Consider the following 19826-nt stretch of genomic DNA (forward strand, 5'->3'; position numbering starts at 1 on the left):
TCGCCCTGCTACGCAAACGGATACTTCTCACCATCGCCAGGAACTGAGCGTTACCACGGGAATCTTGGCAGAGCCCCTAGAGTGATACCCCCGGCGGCGCCGCGGCCCCTGCCTCTCGCCCTCTATCGGGGTGCGTGGTCGCCGGTGGCGATGAGGGCGGACAGGGCGGTGGTGAGGGTGGCGGTGTCGAGGGGCTGGTCGTGGATGAGAGCGTGGAGGAGGACGCCGTCGATGAAGGCGGCGATGGCCTGGGCGGTGGCCTGGCCGGTGCGGGGGGCGAGCAGGTCGGTCAGGCCGTCGAACCACAGGCGGGCGGCGGGCCGGAGTTCGGGCCGGTGGCTGGCGGCCAGGTACAGCTCGTCTTGGATGCGGTGGCGCTGGGGTGCGGCGAGGTAGGCGGTGGTGAGCTCGGCCAGGGCGGCGGCCAGGTCGGTGGCCTCCCGCAGGTCACGGGCCATCTCCTCCAGACCCTGGCGAGAAAGGGCGGCGATGTGTTCCAGAGCCGCTTGGACGAGGTCGGCCAAGTCCGTGAAGTAGTAGGTGGTAGAGCCCAGGGGGACCTCGGCGGCCGCCGCGACCTTGCGGTGGGTGAGGCCGCTGACGCCTTCCCCGGCGATGAGCCCGGCGGCGGCCTCGACGATGGCGCGACGCCGGCCGGACGGATCGCGGCGGCTCGACGCGCCCTTCCCGGTTTCGCTCAATGTGCCCCTCCCAGGTTCAGCGTGACCACTCCGGCGATCACCAGCGCGACTCCGAGCACCTTGGTGGCCGAGATCGGCTCGCCCAGGAGCAGTACGCCGATCATCACGATCAGCGCCGTGCCCAGCCCGGCCCACACCGCGTAGGCCACTCCGATCTGCAGCCCTCGCGCGATCCCCTGCGCCAGGGCCACGAACGACACCGCATAGCCGGCCATGCAGGCCACCGTCGGCCACAGCCGGGTGAACCCCTCCGTGCTCTTCAACAGGCTGGTGGCCACCACCTCCGCCGCGATCGCCAACGCCAGGAACGCGTACATCACCATGATCAGACACCTTTCGTGTACGTTTGTACATGTACAAACGTACACGAAACGCGGCGGCGGCCTTCCATCAGGGCAACGCAGGAGAAGGGCTGCCGGAAGGAGATCGTCATCAGGGTGATCGGCATTGTGCGTCGAGGCGGGTTCTGTCCTGCTCGCAGACCCGGGCGCCCTCACACGCCTGAGAGCGGCAATCACCGTAGGGCAGGCCCCGGGGCTCGGCGAAGAAGTTGGGAGGGTAGTTGGGATAGGTCAGAATGCCTGATGTGATTGTGGACAAAGCGATCTACTGCAACGGCGTGCGCGAGACCATCAGCGGCGACATCAGTGACGCCTTTGGTGACGCCCGAGCCAGGGGCGACTGCTTCTTGTGGATCGGCCTGCACGAGCCCACCCAGGAGGAGTTCGACCTCATCACCCGCGAGGTGAAGCTGCATCCGCTGGCCGTGGAAGACGCCATCCACGCCCACCAGCGGCCCAAGCTCGAACGCTATGACGACACCCTGTTCGTGGTGCTCAAGCCGCTGCTGTACGTGGAGGAGAGCTCTGACATCGAGGTCGGCGAGATCAACCTGTTTTTGGGCAGCGACTTCGTCATCAGCGTCCGCCACGGCCAGGCCAATCCTCTGACCGGGGTGCGTCGGCGCATCGAATCCGACCCCGACCTGCTGGCCGCTGGTCCTTCCGGAGTGCTCTACGCGATCTGCGATCAGGTCGTCGACACGTACTCCCAGATCTCCCACGAGGTCGAACACGACCTCATCGTCCTGGAGCGACGTGTCTTCAGCGGCGAGCAGGCCGATGTCACCGAAGACATCTACTCCCTCAAGCGTGAAGTGCTGGAGTTCCGCGCGGCCCAGGATCCTCTGGTGCCGGTCCTGGAGGAGATCGTCAAAGGCCGGGTGGAGTTGTGCACCGTCGCCCGAGACCAGTTCCGTGACGTCCTGGACCACCTGCTACGTGTGGACGCCCAAGTCGACGAGCACAACGAACTGCTCACCAGCGCTCTGAGCGCCCACCTGGCCCTGGTGAGCCGTGAGCAGAGCGCGGCGGCCATCCAGCAGAACGTCGACATGCGCAAGATCTCCTCGTGGGCGGCCCTCATCGCCGTCCCCACGATGATCGCCGGGATCTACGGCATGAACTTCGACTACGTACCCGAGCTGCACTGGCTGCTCGGCTACCCCCTGAGCCTGAGCGTCATGGTCATCGCCACAGTCATCGTCCACCGGCTGCTGCGCAAGAGTGGGTGGCTGTGAAGCCCGGCAAGTTCTCGCCGAGCCGGCTCCTCATGGCCGCGGTTCTCGCCTGGATCGTCTTGCTGACCATCATCATCTTGCTCGACCCCCGCGGCTCCGGTCCTGTGCCCTGAGCAGGGCGCCCAGCCGGCGCGACGGGCGAGGTCTCCGCGGCCCGGCATCGCCTGACGGCATTGAGGTGAGGGGCTGGCAACCAGGCCGCAGCGATGCCCGTCATCCCGAGGTGCGGGCCGCCCAACGGCGCGAGCGTGCCCGCATCCGCAGCGAGAAACACATCCTAGGCAGGGCGGTCGATCGGCAGGCCGAAGGAGGGGAACAGGTCGGCCCGGTGGAATGCGAGCACTGAGGAGACTCCCGCCCTGGTCAGGGTCAGCACCTGCAAGTAGCGCGCGTGAAAGCCACCGTCGCGACCGCGGCCGTACAGGGCGAACGCGGGCTGACCGTTCGCCGACGTCTCCACCATGATCCGCAACCCCTCGCCAGGAGCCACCTTCGCCGCGAGCAGCCGCAGTACGTTCTCGCGGCCGTTGAACCAGGTGGGGATCGGGGGCATCTCCCACCTGATGTCCTGAGTCAGGAGGCCTTCCAGAGCGGCCAGATCCGCCTGCTCGAAGGCTTTGGCGTACTGGTCGTCCGACTCTTGCAGCTCACGAGAGGTCCTCCAGAAAGTCGCTGTCACAAGTACTGACAACGGCGAAGGCCCCGGCTCATCGCGGCGATTAGTAGCCGGCGCCCGTGTTGTCCACACCAGTGACAGCGAACCAATCGAGGAGAGCCTGATGAGCTCAGCAGTGATCCGCTACCAGACCAAGCCGGAATCGGCCGACGAAAACCAGCGACTGATCGAGAACGTCTTCGCCGAGCTGGCCACCGCGGCGCCTGCCGGGCTGCGCTACACCAGCTTCCGGCTGGCCGACGGAGTCACCTTCGTCCATGTCGTGAACGGCGAAGGCCTGCCTGAGCTGGCCTCCTTCGAGGAGTTCCAGCGCGAGCTCGGCTACCGGCTGGCCGACAACGTCACCCGCGAGGAGGCCACCCTGATCGGCTCGTACGCCGGCGCGGTGGTGACCACCCCCGACTTTAAAGATCGTTAGATGTTCAGCCGGCCGCGAACGAGGCGGAAGTCGGGTCACGATTCCAGGAAGCGCAGCACGGCCAGCACGCGGCGGCTGTAGCCGGTGTGGTGAGACAGGCCGAGCTTGTCGAACAGCGAATTGACGTGCTTCTCCACAGCACTCTGTGACACGTGCATGGCCTGGGCGATCGAGGCGTTCGTCAGGCCCTGGGCCATGCGTTCGAGCACGTCTCGCTCCCGAGGGGTGAGCCGGGCCAGCGGATCGAGCTGGGTGGTGCGGGCCAGCAGTTGGCGTACGACCTCGGGATCGAACGCCGCTCCCCCGGCGCCCACCCGGTCGAGCGCGTCGAGGAAGTCGGCTACCTGCGCCACCCGGTCTTTGAGCAGGTAGCCGACGCCTTCCACGTCACCGCTCATCAGCTCCGTGGCGTATTTCTTCTCCACGTACTGCGAAAGGACCAGGACCTTGACGGCGGGCCAGCGGCGCCTGATCTCCAGTGCGGCGCGCAGGCCCTCGTCGGTGTGGGTGGGCGGCATCCGTACGTCGACCACCACGATGTCGGGCTCGTGCGCGGCCACCGCTTCGACCAGGGCGGGACCGTCGCCCACGGCGGCGGGCACCTCGTGGCCCTCCTCCACGAGCAGTCGCAGCAGGCCCTCGCGCAGCAGCGTCGAGTCCTCGGCCAGGATCACCCGCACGGCAGCTCCGCCACGATCGTCGTCGGGCCGCCCGCCGGGCTGACCAGCTCGAACCTGCCGTCGAGTGCCGCCACCCGGCGCGCCAGGCCCGACAGCCCGCTTCCCGAGGCGGTCGCGCCGCCCCGGCCGTCATCTTCGACCCGCACGACGATCATTGTGCCCTCCCGGTGCACGTCAACGGTGATGAGCGTGGCTCCCGCGTGCTTGGCGGCGTTGGTCACCGCCTCGCAGACGACGAAGTAGGCGGCCGTCTCCACCCCCATCGGCGGGCGCGCGGCCAACTCGCAGGACACCTTGACCGGCACGCTCGATCGCTCGGCCACCCCCGCCAGCGCCTCGCCGAGGCCGAGGGAGTCCAGGCCACTCGGGTAGACCCGCCAGGCCACCTCGCGCAGCTCGGCCAGCGCCTGCTGCGCTTCCTCATGAGCCTGGTTCAGCAGCTCGGGACGGCCGCGCCGGGATCGGCCGATCAACATCGACAGGGCGACCAGGCGCTGCTGTAGGCCGTCGTGCAGGTCGCGTTCGATCCGGCGGCGCTCGGAGTCGACCGCCGCGACGATCCCGGCCCGGCTCTCGGCCAGCTCGACGATCCTGCGCTCGAGTCTCTCCGTTGGGTCGGGTCCGAGCACGCGCTGGGCCAGCCGACGTTCGAGCGAGTACACGCCCACCAGGCCCGACAGGTTCAGGAAGAGCAGCAGGATTCCGACCAGGGTGAAATAGAGCAGGATCGGCAGAGTGGGTGCGATGCCGTCGAAGGTGTCGCCGCTCGCCCAAGCCCAGGCGAGCCGGCCGACCATCACCACCCCGATCAGGAGCAGCCCCACGACCAGCCCGCCCAGCAAGCCCGCCGGCACGCGGAGCGCCAGATAGCGTGGGGCCCGCCCGCCCACGTCGAACTCCGTCGCGTCCAGGCGCAGGCGCCGTGTCTCCAGCAGGACCAGCCGCCTGGCCGCCGCCCGCGTGTTGGGAGTGCCCAGGAAGGGCAGCGCCACCACCAGGAACACCACGTCGACCAGAGCGGTGGCGGCGCCCAGCGACACCGCCGCCAGCAGTCGCAGGCCCTCAGCGACGGGACGCATGCCGCCCCTTGCGCCGCTCCGCCACTCGCACGCCGATGAACACGAGCACCGCCAGCACGACCACGCCGATCACGACGTTGGTGCCGACTCCCACGTATGCCTCCACCAATGACCAGTTTTCGCCCAGGTAGTAGCCGGCGAGCACGAACACCGTGTTCCAGATGAGGCTGCCGACGGTCGTCAGCAGGGTGAACGTGAGCAGCGGCATCCGCTCCACCCCTGCCGGGATGGAGATCAGACTGCGGAAGATGGGGATCATCCGCCCGAAGAACACCGTCTTCTTACCGTGCTTGAGGAACCACGCCTCGGTCTTCTCGATGTCGGAGACCTTCACCAGCGGCAGCTTGGCGGCGATGGCCAGTGTGCGACGGCGGCCGAGCAGCGCGCCCACCCAATAGAGCGCCAGCGCGCCGGACACCGACCCCGCCGTGGTCCACACCAGCACCTCGAGCAGGTCCATCTCGCCCCTGCTGGCGGTAAAGCCCGCCAGCGGCAGGATCACCTCGCTGGGCAGCGGCGGGAACAGGTTTTCCAGCGCGATCGCCAGGCCCGCCCCAGGGGCGCCCAGAGTCTCCATCAGTGCGATGAGCCATTCAGTCATGTTGTAGAGGCTAATCAAGATCCAAAGTGGCGGTAATGAGGTGGGCGGCAGATCTGGGCTGTGGTAAACCACAGGGTGATTCGTACCGTACACTGTACGGCCGTGAGCCCAATGACGGATCTGGTACGGCAGGCGGTCGTCTTCGAGCCCGGCGACCCACCCAGAGAGGGGCGGATGGCCTTCCTCGACCCGGGCGGGGACGCCACGGTGACCGTGGTCGAGGAGCACGGCGGTGAGCTGCGGGTTCTGGAGGCCCGGGCCACCCGCGTTCCGGTCGCCGACGCCGTGGCCGTGCTGGCCAGGGCCAGGAGCGACGCGGGCGCCGATCCGGCGGCGCGGTTCTGGGGAGCGGTGGCGCTGGTCGCGCTGCAATTGGTCGCCAGGGGGCGGATCCTGCCGGGGGTTTCGGCGGGCGACTTCGACTCGTGGCGTGCGGGGCCGTTCGACGCGGCCGATGTACAGCGGATCCGGGAACTGGCCGACGCCATGCCCGCCACCGCACGATCCGTACCTCTCGAAGACCGGGCCGTCCAAAGCGGCACATCGCGCCCAACGGCCGCCGAGTCGCTCCAAGGCGACGGACATGGCGCGGGAGAGGTGCGGCTGAGGGACGCGGAGTCGCTGGTGCGGGCGTTCCTGGACGCGGTGGCCGACGCGATGCCGCGCTCCCCCGGCGCCGTCCGCGCCACCGGCACCTCGGCGTTCGCGGCCGTCAAACCGGTCAAAGTGCCCCGGCTGCGTGCCTGGACCGACGAGGTGTCGGCGGGGCTGGACTCCGGTGTACGCCTGTCGCTGCGCCTGGAGGCCGACAATCTGGAGCAGGCGGAGTTCCGGGCGGTGGTCCAGCTGCACAGCCTGGCCGATCCGTCCCTGGTGGTGGACGCCGCCGACCTGTGGGCGGGCACCGACCCGGGGTTCGGCCCCAGGGCCAGGATCGACGCCACGCTGGCCATCAGGCGCGCCGCCCGCGCCTGGGCCCGGCTGGAACGCCTGCTCGACAGCGCCGTCCCCGACGAGCTGACCCTGTCCGGCGAGGACGTGGAGGACCTGCTGGCAGGGGCCGCGGAACGCCTGGGCGCGGCCGGTGTCGAGCTCCACTGGCCAAGGGAGCTCGTACGCGGCCTGAGCGCCCGCGCCGTCGTCGGCGAGCGCGACAGTGCCCCATCCGACCTGCCGTCCTTCCTCGGCGGCCATCATCTGACCAGCTTCGACTGGCAGCTCGCCCTGGGCGGCGAGCGGCTGACCGCGGCCGAGATGGACCGGCTCGCCGAGGCGCACCGGCCCGTCGTACGGCTGCGCGACCAGTGGGTGCTCATCGAGCCGGACCTGGCCCGCAAGGCCCGCCAGCGCGATCTCAAGCCGCTGAGCGGCCTCGACGCCCTCGGCGCCGCGCTGACCGGCACCGTGGAGGTCGACGGCGAGCAGGTGCCGATCGAGCCGAGCGCCTGGCTGCGGGAGCTGCGCGACCGGTTGTCGGAGCCCGAGGAGATCACCGTGCCCGCCGGCCTGGACGCGCGGCTGCGTGACTACCAGCTGCAGGGGCTGCGCTGGCTGGCCAGGATGACGTCGCTCGGGCTCGGCGCCTGCCTGGCCGACGACATGGGGCTGGGTAAGACGATCACCCTGATCGCCCTGCACCTGCACCGGGGCGGTGGTCCCACGCTGGTCGTCTGCCCCGCCTCGCTGCTGGGGAACTGGGAGCGGGAGATCTCCAGGTTCGCACCGGGCGTCCCTGTCCGCCGATTTCACGGAAATAGCCGGACATTGGCCGATGAGGGCTTCGTACTGACGACATATGGCACTATGCGGATGGATGCGGCGCGGCTCGCCGAGCACCCCTGGGGACTGCTGGTGGCCGACGAGGCACAGCACGTCAAGAACCCCTCTTCCGGTACGGCCAAGGCGCTGCGCGAGATCCCGGCGGCCGCCCGCGTCGCGCTGACCGGCACCCCGGTGGAGAACAACCTCGCGGAGCTGTGGGCCATCCTCGACTGGACGACGCCGGGGCTGCTCGGCTCGCTGGGCAGGTTCCGCTCGCGCTGGGCCAAACCGGTCGAGTCCGGCGACTCCGTGGCGGCCGAGCGGCTGGCCAGGCTCGTGGGGCCGTTCCTGCTGCGGCGCCGCAAGTCCGATCCCGGCATCGCGCCCGAACTGCCGCCCAAGACCGAGACCGACCGACCGGTGGCGCTGACCACCGAGCAGGCCGGGCTGTACGAGGCGGTGGTCCGGGAGAGCATGCGGCAGATCGAGAGCGCCCAGGGCATGGCCAGGCGCGGCCTGATCGTCAAGCTGCTGACCGGGCTCAAGCAGATCTGCAACCACCCGGCCCATTACCTGCACGAGGCCGCGCCCAGGCTGACCGGCCGGTCCGGCAAGCTCGAACTGCTCGACGAACTCGTCGACACCATCGTCGCCGAGGACGGCGCGGTGCTGGTCTTCACCCAGTACGTGGCCATGGCGCGGCTGCTCGACCGGCACCTGACGGATCGGGGCGTCGCCACCCAGTTCCTGCACGGCGGCACCTCGGTGCCGAAACGGGAGGAGATGGTGCGGCGCTTCCAGGAGGGGGCGGCGCCGGTGTTCCTGCTGTCGCTCAAGGCGGCCGGCACCGGCCTGAACCTCACCCGCGCCGACCACGTCATCCACTACGACCGCTGGTGGAACCCGGCCGTCGAGGACCAGGCCACCGACCGCGCCTACCGCATCGGTCAGGACAAACCCGTCCAGGTGCACCGGCTGATCGCGGAGGGCACGATCGAGGACCGCATCGCCGAGATGCTGGCGGCCAAGCGCTCGCTGGCCGACGCCGTACTGGCCGGAGGCGACGCCGCCTTCACCGAACTGACCGACGCGGAACTCGCCGCACTGGTGGAGCTGAGATGAACGCTGTCCGAGGATTCCCCGCGTTCCCCGCGCAACGGGCCGGTGCCCGCTTCGCCACCTCCTGGTGGGGTGGGGCCTGGATCCAGGCCATGGAGGACACCTCCCTCGACCACAAACTCCTGCGCAAGGGCCGCACCTACGCCAAGAGTGGCCAGGTCGGCCCCATCACGGTCAGCCCGGGCCGCATTGCCGCCGTCACCGAGAGCGAGTACGACACCGTCGTCCACGTCGAACAGCTCGCCGCTCCCGACTGGGAGCGCTTCCTCGACCAGGTCGCCGCCAAGGCGGGGCACATCGCGGCGCTGCTCGACCGCGACATGCCGCACGACCTGGTCGAGGCCGCCGAGGACGCCGGAGTCCCGCTGTTGCCGACGGTCGGCGACCTCGAACCGGAGTGCACCTGCCCCGACTGGGGCCACCCCTGCAAGCACGCCGCCGCCCTGTGTTACCAGGCGTCGTGGCTGCTCGACGCCGATCCGTTCGTGCTGCTGCTCATGCGCGGCCGGGGCGAGCAGGAGCTGATCGGGGCGATCCAGGGCCGCGACGTCCCAGCCCCGGCCGAGACCGGTACGCCCGCCGCGGTGGCGTTCAGCCTGGGCGTGCCGCCGTTGCCGGGGCCGCCGCCGCTCGACGTCGCGTACGCGCCGCTCGGGCTGGAGCCCGCGCCCGGGGTCGACGTGGCCGCCCTGGAGGTGCTCGCCGCCTCGGCCGCCGACCGGGCCCGCGAGCTGCTGCTCACCGGGCGGCTGGCCGTACTGACCGAATACCAGGACCGGGTACGCCTGGCCGCCGCCCACGACCTCGACCTCGGCCTGGAGGCGGCCGTACAGGCCTGGCGGTACGGCGGCGCCGACGGACTGGAGGCGCTCGAAACGGCCTGGACCCCGCCCAAGAAGGACCTGGCCAGAGCCGGAGCGCTCCTGCGGGCCGGCTGGGAGGGCGAGCGCCCGCCGGAGGTCGAGGCCTGGCGCAACCGCTGGACCATCGGCGCCCGGCAACTGCGTTACGGCCGCGACGGCCGCTGGTACCCCTTCACCGACCGCAACGGCCAGTGGTGGCCCGCCGGCCCACCGGAACGCGACCCGTCGGCGCTGGTGAGCTAACCGGGCCGGGACCCGGCGCTGGGCGTCTGCTGGATCAGGATCGTGGTGGCGCGTTCGAGGAGCGCGCACAACGCGTCGCGCTCGGCCGGGGTGAAAGCCGCGCCGAGGGCACGCTCCAGCACGATGACCTCTCCGTACGCGCCGTCCAGCACTTGCCGTCCCTGTTCGGTCAGCGAGGCGATGAGGACCTTGGAGTGTACGGGCGAGGCCTCGCGGACGATGAGTTCCTTGTTCTGGAGGCCGGTCAGGACGGAGGCCATGGTCTGCTGCGTGACACCACAGGAGCGGGCGAGTTGCGCACCGGACATACCGTCCTCGCGCGACAGCGTCAGCAACACGGTGTACTGCGTCATGGTGAGGCCGTAGCCGCGCAGAACAGCCTCATGGTGAGCCATCAGAGCCTGTTCGGTGCGGCGGATGCGCGTACAGAGGTATTCCTCGGCGGGGACATCGGTCATCAATCAACAGCTCCCTGTGTTGACTCAGGTATCTGATACTCATAAGGTCGCTCGGTATCAGAATACTGAGTCAACACAGGGAGCTGTAACTATGAAGGCCGTGGTTTTCGACGCCCATGACCGGTTCACCCTCGCCGACGTCGACGAGCCCGTCCCCGCCGCGGGGCAGGTCGCGATCCGGGTGGAATACGCCGGAATCCAGTACGGTGACGTGCTCGTCCGCAGCGGCCACTTCCCGGTGCCGCGCCCCTTCGTGCCCGGCTTCGAGGCCGCCGGCCGTGTCGTCGCGGTGGGCGAAGGCGTGGACGCGGGCCGCGTCGGGCAGCGCGTGACCGCTCTGACCAGCGCCGGAGCATACGCCGAGGTCGTGGTGGCGCCAGACCTCCTCACCTTCGACGCCGGCGGCGTGGCCCCTCGGACGGCCGCCGGGTTCGGCTGGGTCACCCCGACCGCCTACGACCTGATCAACACGGTCGGCCGGGTACGTCCCGGAGACAGCGTGCTCGTCCACGCGGCGGCGGGGGGCGTCGGCACGCTCGCGGCCCAGTTCGCCAAGGCCGCCGGAGCCGCCCGCATCGTGGGAGTGGTCGGCGGCGCCGCCCAGGCCGAATACGCCACGCGGTTCGGCTACGACCTGCTGGTGACCCGCGAGGACTTCCCCGGTGCCCTCGCCGACGAGCGGTTCGATGTGATCCTCGATCCCATCGGCGGGCCGACCCGCCTGGCCAACCTGGAGCGGCTCGCGCCGCACGGCCGCCTGGCGATCTACGGCAACATCGCCACCTTCGAACCTGTCGAGATCAACACCAACGACCTGCTCATGAGCGGAAGGTCAGCCCTGACCTACAACAGCAACCTCCTCAGCCAGACCCACCCGCAACGCTTGGCCAACAGCGCCACCCAGGCACTGCGACTGCTGGCCGACCACACGGTCCGCGTGGACGTGACCGCCGAGTATGAGATGGCCGACCTCGATACCGCCATCCAGCGGCTGGCCAACGGTGACACCCACGGCAAGAGCATCGTCCGCATCGCCTGACGCGCGCCAAGCGAGCGCTTCCCCTTCAGCGGCGTCACCCTGACGGTGTCGCACAATGAGCGGATGACGTACACCGAGGATGCGGCCACCGCATACGCCTGGGCGGCCCTGGGTGGCCGGGGGCAACTGGTTCAACGTGTGTCCTTCGAGGGGGCGGGCGCCGTCCTGCCGTCTCGTCTGCCGGTGAGAGAACTGGCGCGGGCCAGCGTGGGAGCTTCCTCGCTGGCCGCGGCGGAGCTGCTGGCGCTGCGCAACCGCGTGCCGGTGCCCGCAGTGCGGGTGAACGAGGCGGCGGTGGCCACCGCGTTCGTCAGTGAACGCCACCTGCGGATCAACGGCCGGGCCCCGACGTCCTTCGCCCCGCTGTCCGGCTTCTGGGAGGCAGCCGACGGATGGGTACGCACCCACGCCAACTACCCGCACCACCGTGCCCGGCTGCTCAGCGCACTGGGCATCGCGGACACGGGACAGGACCAGGCGCTGGTAGGCGTGCTCTCCAAGGAGCTGGCATCGCGTCCGGCCTGGGAAGTCCAGGAGACCGTCTACGCGGCAGGCGGCCTGGCCGTGGCCGTGGCTTCCGCACCCGCTGCGGCCGGACCCGCCCTGGTTGAGACACGGCACGTGGGTCAGGGCGGCCCCCGACTGCTGGCGCCCGCGTCCGTGCCGGCCCACGGAGTGCGGGTGCTGGACCTGACCCGCGTCATCGCCGGACCTGTCGCCACACGCACACTGGCGCTGCTGGGCGCCGACGTACTGCGCGTGGACGCCCCCCAGCTCCCCGAGGACGCGGATACCCACGCCGACACCGGCGTGGGTAAACGCTCCACGCTGCTGGACCTCACCAGCTCTGACGACCGGCACACCTTCGAGGGCCTTCTCGGCCAGGCAGACGTCGTGGTGAACGGTTACCGCCCCGGTGCCCTGGACCGGCACGGACTGACCCCCGACGCGCTACTGGCCCGGCATCCCGGCCTGATCGTCGCCCAACTGTGCGCCTGGGGCTGGTCCGGCCCCTGGGCCGAGCGCCGCGGCTTCGACAGCCTGGTCCAAGCAGGTACCGGTATCGCCGCAATTGAGGCCACGGCTGACGGTCGGCCCGGTGTATTGCCCGCACAGGCGCTGGACCACGGAACCGGGTACCTGCTCGCCGCCGCCGTGCTCCGTGCACTGAGCGACCGCCAGGCCACCGGCGGTGGGCGGCATCTTCGCCTCTCCCTGGCGGGCACGGCCTCCTGGCTGCTGCACGACATCCGTCCCACCCCCGCACGGGGCGACGCCGGCACCTACGACCCCGGGTCCTGGCTCACCGAGACCGAATCGCCCTACGGTCTGCTGCGCCATGCCCTGCCCCCGGTCCATTACGACGGCGCACCCGCGAACTGGAACCGCGCACCGACCCGATGGGGCACCGATCTGCCGAACTGGGCGTGAGCGGGAGCGCTGCGGCAACAGTGATCTTCCGGTGATCACGAGCCTCAGCTGATGCGGGTCAGCGAGCGGGCGGACTCGAAGACGCCTGCTCAGACCGGCGGGGCGTAGAAGGCGCTGGTGTTGTCGGCGGCGGCCTTCGCCTGGTCGGCGGGGGCGCCCGCCGCCTCGTGGGCCTCCCCCCACAACCGGCTGCACGTCTTGCTGTAGGTACGGCCCTCCTCGCTTCCCTGCCAGGCGATCGGATCGCCGATGGATTCGCCCGCCAGGTGGAGGGCCAGGCCGAGCAGCCCCTGGTCCCAGCCGACGCCCACGGCGCCCGGTCCGAACCGGTCCCACATCTCGGGCGGCATGGCAGCGGTGTGCCGGAGCTCGAACAGCGTGCGCTCGGCGCCGTCGGCCGACAGCCGTACCTCGACCTCGGAGAGCCCGGGGGCGTCGCCGAAGATCCAGGAGACCTTGTAGCGATGCGGCGGCTCGCACTCCAGCACCTCTCCACCGGCGTTGCCTTCGAGCTGGTAGTGACCGCCGAGCTGAAGGTCCCCCTTGACGGGTAGGAACCAGCGGCTGATGCGCTCCGCGGACGTGCAGGCGTCCCACAGGTCCTCGATGTCGGCGTCGTAGTGGCGGCGCAGCACGACGGTCTTGAGCTCGTCGCCGTCTTCCAGCTGCCGGTGGACGTATTCGATCTGCTTGATGATGTCGATCACGTGTGCTCGTTTCTCGATGATGGGCCGGGAGTGCGGCGTTCCCGCTTGCCCCGAGCCAGCTCGGTGGCCAGCGCGTCCAGCCGCTGCTCCCAGAACCCGCGAAAGCGTTCCAGCCAGAGGTCGACCTCCCGCAGCGGCCCGGGCTCGACGGCGTAGAGCCGCCGGGTGCCCTCGGCTCGCACGCTGGCGAACCCGTTGTCCCGCAGCACCCGCAGATGCTGTGAGACGGCCGGTTGGGAGATGCCGTGCTCGCTCTGGATGACCGCGGTGACCTCGCCGGAGCTCAGCTCGCCATCGGCCAGCAGCTCCAGGATCCGGCGCCGGACCGGGTCTCCGAGGACGTCGAATGCATGCACATGACGGAGTATTTCAAGCCGAACTTATATAAGTCAAACATGGCATTCGAATGCGTTGAGCGGCGCTGCTCGTGGACCTGGCATTCGAGTGCGGCCCGGGCGGATGGGGCCGGAGGGGTTGCGAACTGTTGGCTGGTGAGCATGCACGAGTGCGCTGTCGTGCTGGGCTGGAGCAGCTCACCGAGGCCGAATGGCGCGAGCGGTGGCAGGCCGAGCGGTGGTTCCTGCAGGCCGATGGCGAGTCGGGCAAACGCTACGGCAACGAAACCATCCAGCTCACCCCCGACGGCCAGGTCAGCATCAAGCTGCCAGCGCCGCTGGCTCACCTGGCCAATGCCGGGCACGGCCGCTACGTCCTGTCGGCGCGGGTGTGCTTCGCGCACCGCGGCCAGGAGTGGGCCGAGCGCATTGAGGTCAATCGGGCTGTTGCCTACCGCATTCACCTGGACGTGTCCCGAGGCCGCTGGTATCTGACCGCGTCCTGGCAGCATCAACCGACCCCGACGATCCCGCTGCGGGCGACGCTGGCCGGCGGGGTGATCGGTGTGGACACCAACGCCGATCACCTGGCCGCCTGGCGGCTGGACGTGCACGGCAACCCGATCGGCAACCCGCGCCGCTTCGACTACGACTCCTCAGGCAGCGCCAGCCGTCGCGACGCTCAGCTCCGGCACGCCCTGACCCGCCTGCTGCACTGGGCCCGGGGAAGCGGGGTGCGCGCCATCGCGGTGGACCCCGCCTACACCTCCCGGTGGGGAGCCCAGCACTGGCAACACCCGCTGACCAGCCCGAGGCGCCAGACCAGCCGCCATGACGCCGCCGCCGTGGCCATCGCACGACGCGCCCAGCAGTACCCGATCCGGCGACGGACGCCACCGCCCCCACACGACCAGAGCGATCGTGCGGGGCATCGGAGCGTCCAGGCCGACCGGCGTGCCGCCAGGCGTGAGGAAAACGGTGGCCCATCCGCCCGGCTGCCAGGCAGGCGCGGATGATCGTCACCGTGTCGCGTAGGCGCGGATGACCTCCTGGGAGAAGGCGTTGCCATCGACGTCAGCGGCCTTGAGCCGCAGCGAGACGAAGCTCCCGGGCCGCCGGTCCAGCGTGGCCTCGTAGGAGTCCGTGCCGCCCTTCGCGCGCAGGCGGGTCGCCCGCCACGTGGCGCCGTCGTCATAGGACACCTCCAGGGACACCTCCTTCAGCGCGCTCCGCGCCGCCCCCTCCTGGCGATGGAAGGACACGCCGAGCTTGGCCGAGCGGGCCTGGTTCTTCAGGTCGACGGGCGCGTCGATCCCGGCCAGGATCAGCGGGATCACCGTGGCGACCCCCGCGTCCACGTGCTCCGAGCCGAACGTCCACACCGACCGGGAACGCGTGGACAGCTTCGCCCAGGTGGCCTCGTTGCGCACGTCGTACTCGATCCGGTACGTGGACTTCTCCACCGGCAGGGTCACGCTGCCCGAAGGCAGGTAGTTGGTCTGCTGGAGCAGTGAGTCGCCCTGGTAGAGGCGGAAATCGGTTTTCATGCCGTGCTCGAACGCGCTGGTGTAGGTGTCGCCGTAGTTGCCGCTCGCGTCGACGAAGCCCTGCATGGAGATGCGCAGTTTGTCGCCCTCCCTGCGCAGCGGATTGCGCGGGTTGACGCCCGGCAGCAGCGGCTGCTTGAACCAGGTGCGCTCCACCCGCTCCCCCGCTTCATAGCTGCGGAACTCCGGCGACGACAGAGCGATGCGTGGAGTGTCCACGTGCGGCCACATCGTGTTGTAGTGCCGCTCGGGACTGCCCGCCGAGGCGCTCCAGCGCAGGTCGGGATCGGGAGTGAAGTATTGGACCTGGGTACGCGGCGTCTTGGCCAGCGGCCGGTTCGTGGAGATCGACGAGGTGTCCCACGGCTCGAACACGAACCGCGCCTCGTTCACCGTCACGTCGTCGGCGAGCTGGCTGTGATAGCCCGCCTCGGTCGTGGCCAGGGACCGGTCGCGCACCACGTACCGCAGCGAGTCCGGCACCCGGCCCTTCTCTCGCAGGTACAGGTCGTACACGTAAGGGCTGGCCGCGATCCCCTTGGCCAGGACGGGCACGGGCAGCCGCCGCAGCCGCTCGACCAGCTTCAAGCCCTCCTCCTGCGTCAGCCGGACGGTCGGGACCGTGAGCTTGACGCCGGTGCCGCCCGAGGTGATGTCCGCCCCCGGATGGTCGCTGTAGATCGCCACCATTCTGGCTCCCGCGGCCGCGGCCGCGTTGGACTGGGCCGAGACGGGCACGCTGTCGGTACGGCGGATGACCGCCAGCTTGCCGCGCAGGTCGCGGGCCTTGATCTCCTCGGCCGTGCCACGTCCGGCGTCGACCGCCGCGAGCAGAGCGGTGCCGTCCAGCTTCGGGTATTCCGTGGCGTAGTCGCTGAAGGAGACCGGGTCGTAGTACTGGGGGTTCAGGTTGAGGCCCGGAGCCGTCAGGGTGATCGCGGGTGCCTCCAGCCGCCAGCGGGTGGCGACGGTGAAGGTGCCCTTGGTGACCTTCCTGGTCGGCTGGATGAACAGCCGCTCTTCGACCTGCCCGCCGGGCGAGATGTTCGTGCCGCCGCGCAGCGCCGTTCCCTTCTCGCCGGCGCGGTACCAGGCGAGCTGCGCCGCGGCGCCCATGTTCCGCTTGGTCTTGTGGTCGGGGGTCCGGATCTCGACCTCGACGGCCTTGCGGGCGTCGAGGACGACCTCGGTGTCCCCGGTGATCTTCATCTCGGGGTCGCCGACGAGGCTCTCGTTCAGCGGCTTGCCCGTCGCCGTGCTGTCCTGGGTGGCGGGCATGGTGAAGATGTGGCCGAGCACGGAGTAGGTGCCGGGCTTGACCAGCAGGCAGGTGCCGGTGCCGGACTTCTGCTCGGTGCACGGCTGGGCCGGGTCGCCGGGCAGGACGCGCCCGACCAGGGTGCCCTCGTCCAGGTTCAGCACCGTGAACCCGCCACGCGCGTTGCGGCCGTCCCTGGCCACCCCGCGTACCCGCAGCTCGACGCGCCGCTGCTCGACGCTCGCGGTCAGCAGGGTCCGTACGGTGGCACCGCCGGGAACGCTCGCCGACAGCTCCTCCCGCAGCCGGCCGGGCGGCGCGCCCTTGAGGGTCACCTTCACCTCGGCCTGCCCGGCGGCGGGCACGGTCACCTCGCCGGGTTCCGCGGCGAACGGGCCGCCGGCCTTAAGGGCCAGCTCGACGGGCTCCTTGCCGAGGTTGCGGTACGTCATCGTGACGCTCTTGTCGGTGCCTTCCACGAGGCCGCCGAAGTTCACCGAGCCGGCCGAGGCGACGACGGCGCCCTTCAATGCCGCGCCGACGTCGATCCGGCCGGTGCCCCGCGCGTCGGCGGGCGTGCCCGGCATGGACTTGGCGCTCTCCATCAGCAAGGACTTCAACTCGGGCCCGGTGATGCCGGGCCGGGCCTGCCGCAGCAGCGCCGCGGCGCCCGCGACGTGCGGGGTGGCCATCGAGGTGCCCGACATCGTGACATAGCCGCCGCCCGCCTTGGCGGCGGTGATCTCCACGCCCGGCGCGGTGACGTCGGGCTTGACCGAGCCGTCCACGGCGATCGGGCCCCTGCTGGAGAAGGCGGCCAGCTGGTCGGCGTGGTCGACCGCGCCGACGGTCAGCGCGTCGGCGGAGTCGCCGGGGGCTCCGACGCAGCCGTCGCAGCCGTCGTTGCCCGCCGCCACCACGAACAACGTGCCGTACTGCTGGGACAGCCGCGACACGGCCGAGGAGAGCGGCCCGCCCGCGACGCGGCTGCCCAGGCTCATGTTGACGACCTGCGCGTGCTTCTCCCCCGCCGCCCACTCCATGCCGTCGATGATCCAGGAGAGCTGGCCCTTGCCGTCGCCGCCCAGAACCCGGCCGTTCAGCAGCCCCGCCCCGGGCGCCACGCCCTTGCGGCGGCCGTCCGAGGCGGCGCCGGAGCCCGCGATGGTGCTCGCGACGTGGGTGCCGTGGCCGTTGGGGTCGCCGGTCGCGTTCTCGCCGGTGAAGTCGCGCTGGTCGGTCACCTTCCCGGCCAGGTCGGCATGGGTGGCGTCTATGCCGGTGTCGAGCACCGCCACGGTCGTGCCCGTGCCGTCGAAGCCGGCCGCCCACGCCTCGGGCGCGCCGATCTGGGGCACGCTGTTCTCCAGCACCGGCTCCACCTTGCGGTCGAGCCAGATCTTCGACACCCCGGCCAACGGGCTCGCCGCGCGGGCTGCGGTTCCGGCGGCGAGCCCGGCCAGCGCGGCGCCGAAACGGGCCGCGTCATGGGTGGCGATCGACACCCCCGCGCCGCCGATGCTCTCCAGCGTGCGGAGCTGCTTGACGGCCGGGATGGCGGACTTGGTGGTGTTGCCCTCGTAGGTGAGGATGAGCGGGATCGCGGCGTCGTACCCATCCTCGGCCAGCTCCGAGACGTTGAACAGCGCCGCGTCGAGACGCTGCGGGACCAGGGCGGCGACGTCGTCGGGGATGACGCTCAGCTGTCCGTCGGTCTCCAGCACCTGGAAGTTCGGTACGGAGCCGTCCGCACGCGGGGCCGGAGTGATCGTCACCGCCTGGTGCCCACCGTCGACGGCCCGCAGGTGCACCTGGTCGCCGGTGATGAGGGTGATCTCACCGCCGGCCGTACCGACCGCGAGTCCGCCGCCCGTACCCACCGCGAGCCCTGGGGCCGCCACCTCGGCGCCGGCCCGTGCACCGGGCACCGACAGCGCGGAGACGGCCAGCACCGCCGCGACGGTGGCCACCGCCCTTCGCCCACGCAGCCCACGCAGCATTGACGACCTCCAGCGAATCGGTAAGAGAAGCTACCGACTTCCTAGTGGTCATGATCTGGCGTTGTCCATGCGAAAGGTGTGGCCAGATCCCGACTTGTCGTGAACTCGCCAGCCCTGAGGAGCGCTCACTTCCCGAACTCGGCAGCATGATCGGCAACCCACTCGGCGAAGGTCCGCGCCGGACGGCCGAGCACGCGCTCCACCTCCCCGGTCACCCGTGCGGGCTGCCCGACACCCCTGGCATACCTGGCCATCAGCGCCGCGACGAACGGCTGGGGGAAACCGCGCGAAATCATCCCCTGCGCCGCTGCCTCCGGCGGAATCTCCTGGTAGCACAGCGGTCTGCCGATCACCTCGCCGATGATCGCCACTGTCCGCTCGTGGGTGAGCGACCGCGGGCCGGTCAGCTCCAGCCTCTGGCCCGCGAACTCGTCCGTGAGCAGCGCGCGGGCGCCGACCGCGGCCAGGTCCCGCTCGTGGATCAGTGCTTCGGCGAACGTCGCGTACGACGTCGCTGGCCCGGATCTGGCCGCCCCACGAGTGCCGGGTGTTGACCGCGAACGAGGAGGCCCGCAGGGTATGAACCGTTCTTCATGTTCGCTATGAGGACCTGGGGTTCTGCTCTGGGCTCGTGGTCCGTGCTGTGCCGGTGGGACGTGATCTGCGGGATGGATCGGTATCCGGCGGGCGTGTATCGCTCACGTGTTCTACCCAAAGTCGTCAACTCTTGGTAGCGTTACGGTCACGCATCGTGGTGGCGGGGGTGGGCAGGATGCAGGTTGGGCTCCAGGCCGTGCGGTACACGCGTCGATGCCGCCTGGTCACCCATGACCTGATGGAGGCGGTGGGTGAGTAAGCTCACCGCGACAGCCTCCTGCACCGCTTACGCGGCGGTGGTGGAGGCGAGCGGCGAGATCGTCGCACAGGCGCTGCTGGTGCGGCGGGTGGCCTGGCTGACCGCTCTGGCACGCGATGTGACCGCCCGTCTGGTGGCGGCCCGGTGGAATGCGGCTGATCTGGACGCTTTGGCGTCCGGGGTGGGGCTGGACGGGCGGGTGTTGCCGTCGAAGGGCTGGATGGCTGTTCGGCGGCTGGGCTGGGGTGAGGGCCCGCCCTCGGGCGTGTACGTCGGTGATCGGGTGATGCGGTGCGCCCAGGAGCAGGCCGCCCGCCTGTTGCGGCTGGCGCTGCACCGGCGCCGTCTGGTGGCGGCGATCGTGGCCACCTGGCCGCAGCATACGGGTGCGCGCACCGATGCCGAGTGGGACGCGTTGCGTGCGCTGCTGCCGGACGGGGTGACGGCGGCCGACATCCGGAACCGGACCCGGCAG

18 protein-coding genes and 1 pseudogene are annotated in these 19826 nt (G+C 70.3%); 8 read left to right on the top strand and 11 right to left on the bottom strand.

Annotation, left to right across the window (positions count from 1 at the left end; genetic code table 11):
* Positions 1-122 precede the first annotated feature (122 nt).
* Entirely contained in the window at positions 123-701 is a 579-nt protein-coding gene (locus AB0L53_RS58425) for a TetR family transcriptional regulator (RefSeq protein WP_364015487.1), read from the bottom strand.
* The gene (locus AB0L53_RS58430) at positions 698-1024 is read right to left on the bottom strand and encodes a multidrug efflux SMR transporter (protein ID WP_364015490.1); all 327 of its coding nucleotides are present in this window, start codon (positions 1022-1024) and stop codon (positions 698-700) included. The genes AB0L53_RS58425 and AB0L53_RS58430 overlap by 4 nt, the downstream gene beginning before the upstream one ends.
* 254 nt (positions 1025-1278) lie before the next feature.
* Between AB0L53_RS58430 and AB0L53_RS58435 the strand changes: the two genes are divergently transcribed.
* A complete protein-coding gene (locus AB0L53_RS58435; protein WP_364015493.1) occupies positions 1279-2280 on the top strand; it encodes a magnesium and cobalt transport protein CorA in 1002 nt (333 codons plus the stop codon).
* Positions 2281-2557: 277 nt separating this feature from the next.
* Here AB0L53_RS58435 and AB0L53_RS58440 read toward each other — a convergent pair whose 3' ends face one another.
* Positions 2558-2959 (bottom strand): nuclear transport factor 2 family protein, encoded by a 402-nt coding sequence (locus AB0L53_RS58440; protein WP_364015496.1) that lies wholly within the window; start codon positions 2957-2959, stop codon positions 2558-2560.
* A gap of 100 nt (positions 2960-3059) precedes the next feature.
* Here AB0L53_RS58440 and AB0L53_RS58445 point away from each other — a divergent pair, with 100 nt between their 5' ends.
* The gene (locus AB0L53_RS58445; protein ID WP_364015499.1) at positions 3060-3374 is read left to right on the top strand and encodes a hypothetical protein; all 315 of its coding nucleotides are present in this window, start codon (positions 3060-3062) and stop codon (positions 3372-3374) included.
* Positions 3375-3409: 35 nt separating this feature from the next.
* On the opposite strand, the gene AB0L53_RS58450 is transcribed toward AB0L53_RS58445, so the two are convergent.
* The 3 genes from AB0L53_RS58450 to AB0L53_RS58460 are packed head-to-tail and all read right to left on the bottom strand — an operon-like array spanning position 3410 to position 5734.
* A complete protein-coding gene (locus tag AB0L53_RS58450) occupies positions 3410-4054 on the bottom strand; it encodes a response regulator transcription factor (RefSeq protein ID WP_358555876.1) in 645 nt (214 codons plus the stop codon).
* Entirely contained in the window at positions 4045-5133 is a 1089-nt protein-coding gene (locus AB0L53_RS58455) for a histidine kinase (RefSeq protein ID WP_364015502.1), read from the bottom strand. Before AB0L53_RS58455 ends, AB0L53_RS58450 begins: the two co-directional genes overlap by 10 nt.
* Positions 5117-5734, bottom strand: coding sequence for a DedA family protein (locus tag AB0L53_RS58460; RefSeq protein ID WP_364015505.1), 618 nt, complete (start codon positions 5732-5734; stop codon positions 5117-5119). Before AB0L53_RS58460 ends, AB0L53_RS58455 begins: the two co-directional genes overlap by 17 nt.
* Positions 5735-5845: 111 nt before the next feature.
* Between AB0L53_RS58460 and AB0L53_RS58465 the strand changes: the two genes are divergently transcribed.
* Positions 5846-8617 (top strand): DEAD/DEAH box helicase, encoded by a 2772-nt coding sequence (locus AB0L53_RS58465; protein WP_364015534.1) that lies wholly within the window; start codon positions 5846-5848, stop codon positions 8615-8617.
* Positions 8614-9720 (top strand): SWIM zinc finger family protein, encoded by a 1107-nt coding sequence (locus AB0L53_RS58470; protein WP_364015508.1) that lies wholly within the window; start codon positions 8614-8616, stop codon positions 9718-9720. Before AB0L53_RS58465 ends, AB0L53_RS58470 begins: the two co-directional genes overlap by 4 nt.
* Here AB0L53_RS58470 and AB0L53_RS58475 read toward each other — a convergent pair.
* Positions 9717-10178, bottom strand: coding sequence for a MarR family transcriptional regulator (locus AB0L53_RS58475; RefSeq protein WP_364015511.1), 462 nt, complete (start codon positions 10176-10178; stop codon positions 9717-9719). The two genes, AB0L53_RS58470 and AB0L53_RS58475, sit on opposite strands and share 4 nt — an antisense overlap.
* Before the next feature lie 91 nt (positions 10179-10269).
* Between AB0L53_RS58475 and AB0L53_RS58480 the strand changes: the two genes are divergently transcribed.
* Positions 10270-11217 (top strand): zinc-binding alcohol dehydrogenase family protein, encoded by a 948-nt coding sequence (locus tag AB0L53_RS58480; RefSeq protein WP_364015514.1) that lies wholly within the window; start codon positions 10270-10272, stop codon positions 11215-11217.
* A 63-nt stretch (positions 11218-11280) separates the two neighbouring features.
* Positions 11281-12648: a CoA transferase gene (locus AB0L53_RS58485; protein WP_364015517.1), complete on the top strand. Its 1368-nt coding sequence runs from the start codon at positions 11281-11283 to the stop codon at positions 12646-12648.
* Positions 12649-12737: 89 nt separating this feature from the next.
* On the opposite strand, the gene AB0L53_RS58490 is transcribed toward AB0L53_RS58485, so the two are convergent.
* The gene (locus tag AB0L53_RS58490; RefSeq protein ID WP_364015520.1) at positions 12738-13355 is read right to left on the bottom strand and encodes an SRPBCC family protein; all 618 of its coding nucleotides are present in this window, start codon (positions 13353-13355) and stop codon (positions 12738-12740) included.
* Positions 13352-13711 carry a metalloregulator ArsR/SmtB family transcription factor gene (locus tag AB0L53_RS58495; protein ID WP_364015523.1) on the bottom strand — a complete coding sequence of 120 codons (360 nt, stop codon included), beginning with the start codon at positions 13709-13711 and terminating at the stop codon, positions 13352-13354. Before AB0L53_RS58495 ends, AB0L53_RS58490 begins: the two co-directional genes overlap by 4 nt.
* A 149-nt stretch (positions 13712-13860) precedes the next feature.
* Here AB0L53_RS58495 and AB0L53_RS58500 point away from each other — a divergent pair, with 149 nt between their 5' ends.
* Positions 13861-14706 carry a hypothetical protein gene (locus AB0L53_RS58500; RefSeq protein WP_364015526.1) on the top strand — a complete coding sequence of 282 codons (846 nt, stop codon included), beginning with the start codon at positions 13861-13863 and terminating at the stop codon, positions 14704-14706.
* A 3-nt stretch (positions 14707-14709) separates the two neighbouring features.
* On the opposite strand, the gene AB0L53_RS58505 is transcribed toward AB0L53_RS58500, so the two are convergent.
* Positions 14710-18495, bottom strand: coding sequence for a S8 family serine peptidase (locus tag AB0L53_RS58505; RefSeq protein ID WP_364015529.1), 3786 nt, complete (start codon positions 18493-18495; stop codon positions 14710-14712).
* A 125-nt stretch (positions 18496-18620) separates the two neighbouring features.
* Positions 18621-18866, bottom strand: coding sequence for a hypothetical protein (locus AB0L53_RS58510; protein ID WP_364015532.1), 246 nt, complete (start codon positions 18864-18866; stop codon positions 18621-18623).
* A gap of 477 nt (positions 18867-19343) precedes the next feature.
* Between AB0L53_RS58510 and AB0L53_RS58515 the strand changes: the two are divergent.
* Positions 19344-19826, top strand: a pseudogene (locus AB0L53_RS58515) (transposase); the annotation flags it as partial.

It is taken from the genome of Nonomuraea sp. NPDC052129 (assembly GCF_040680095.1).
Taxonomy (GTDB): domain Bacteria; phylum Actinomycetota; class Actinomycetes; order Streptosporangiales; family Streptosporangiaceae; genus Nonomuraea.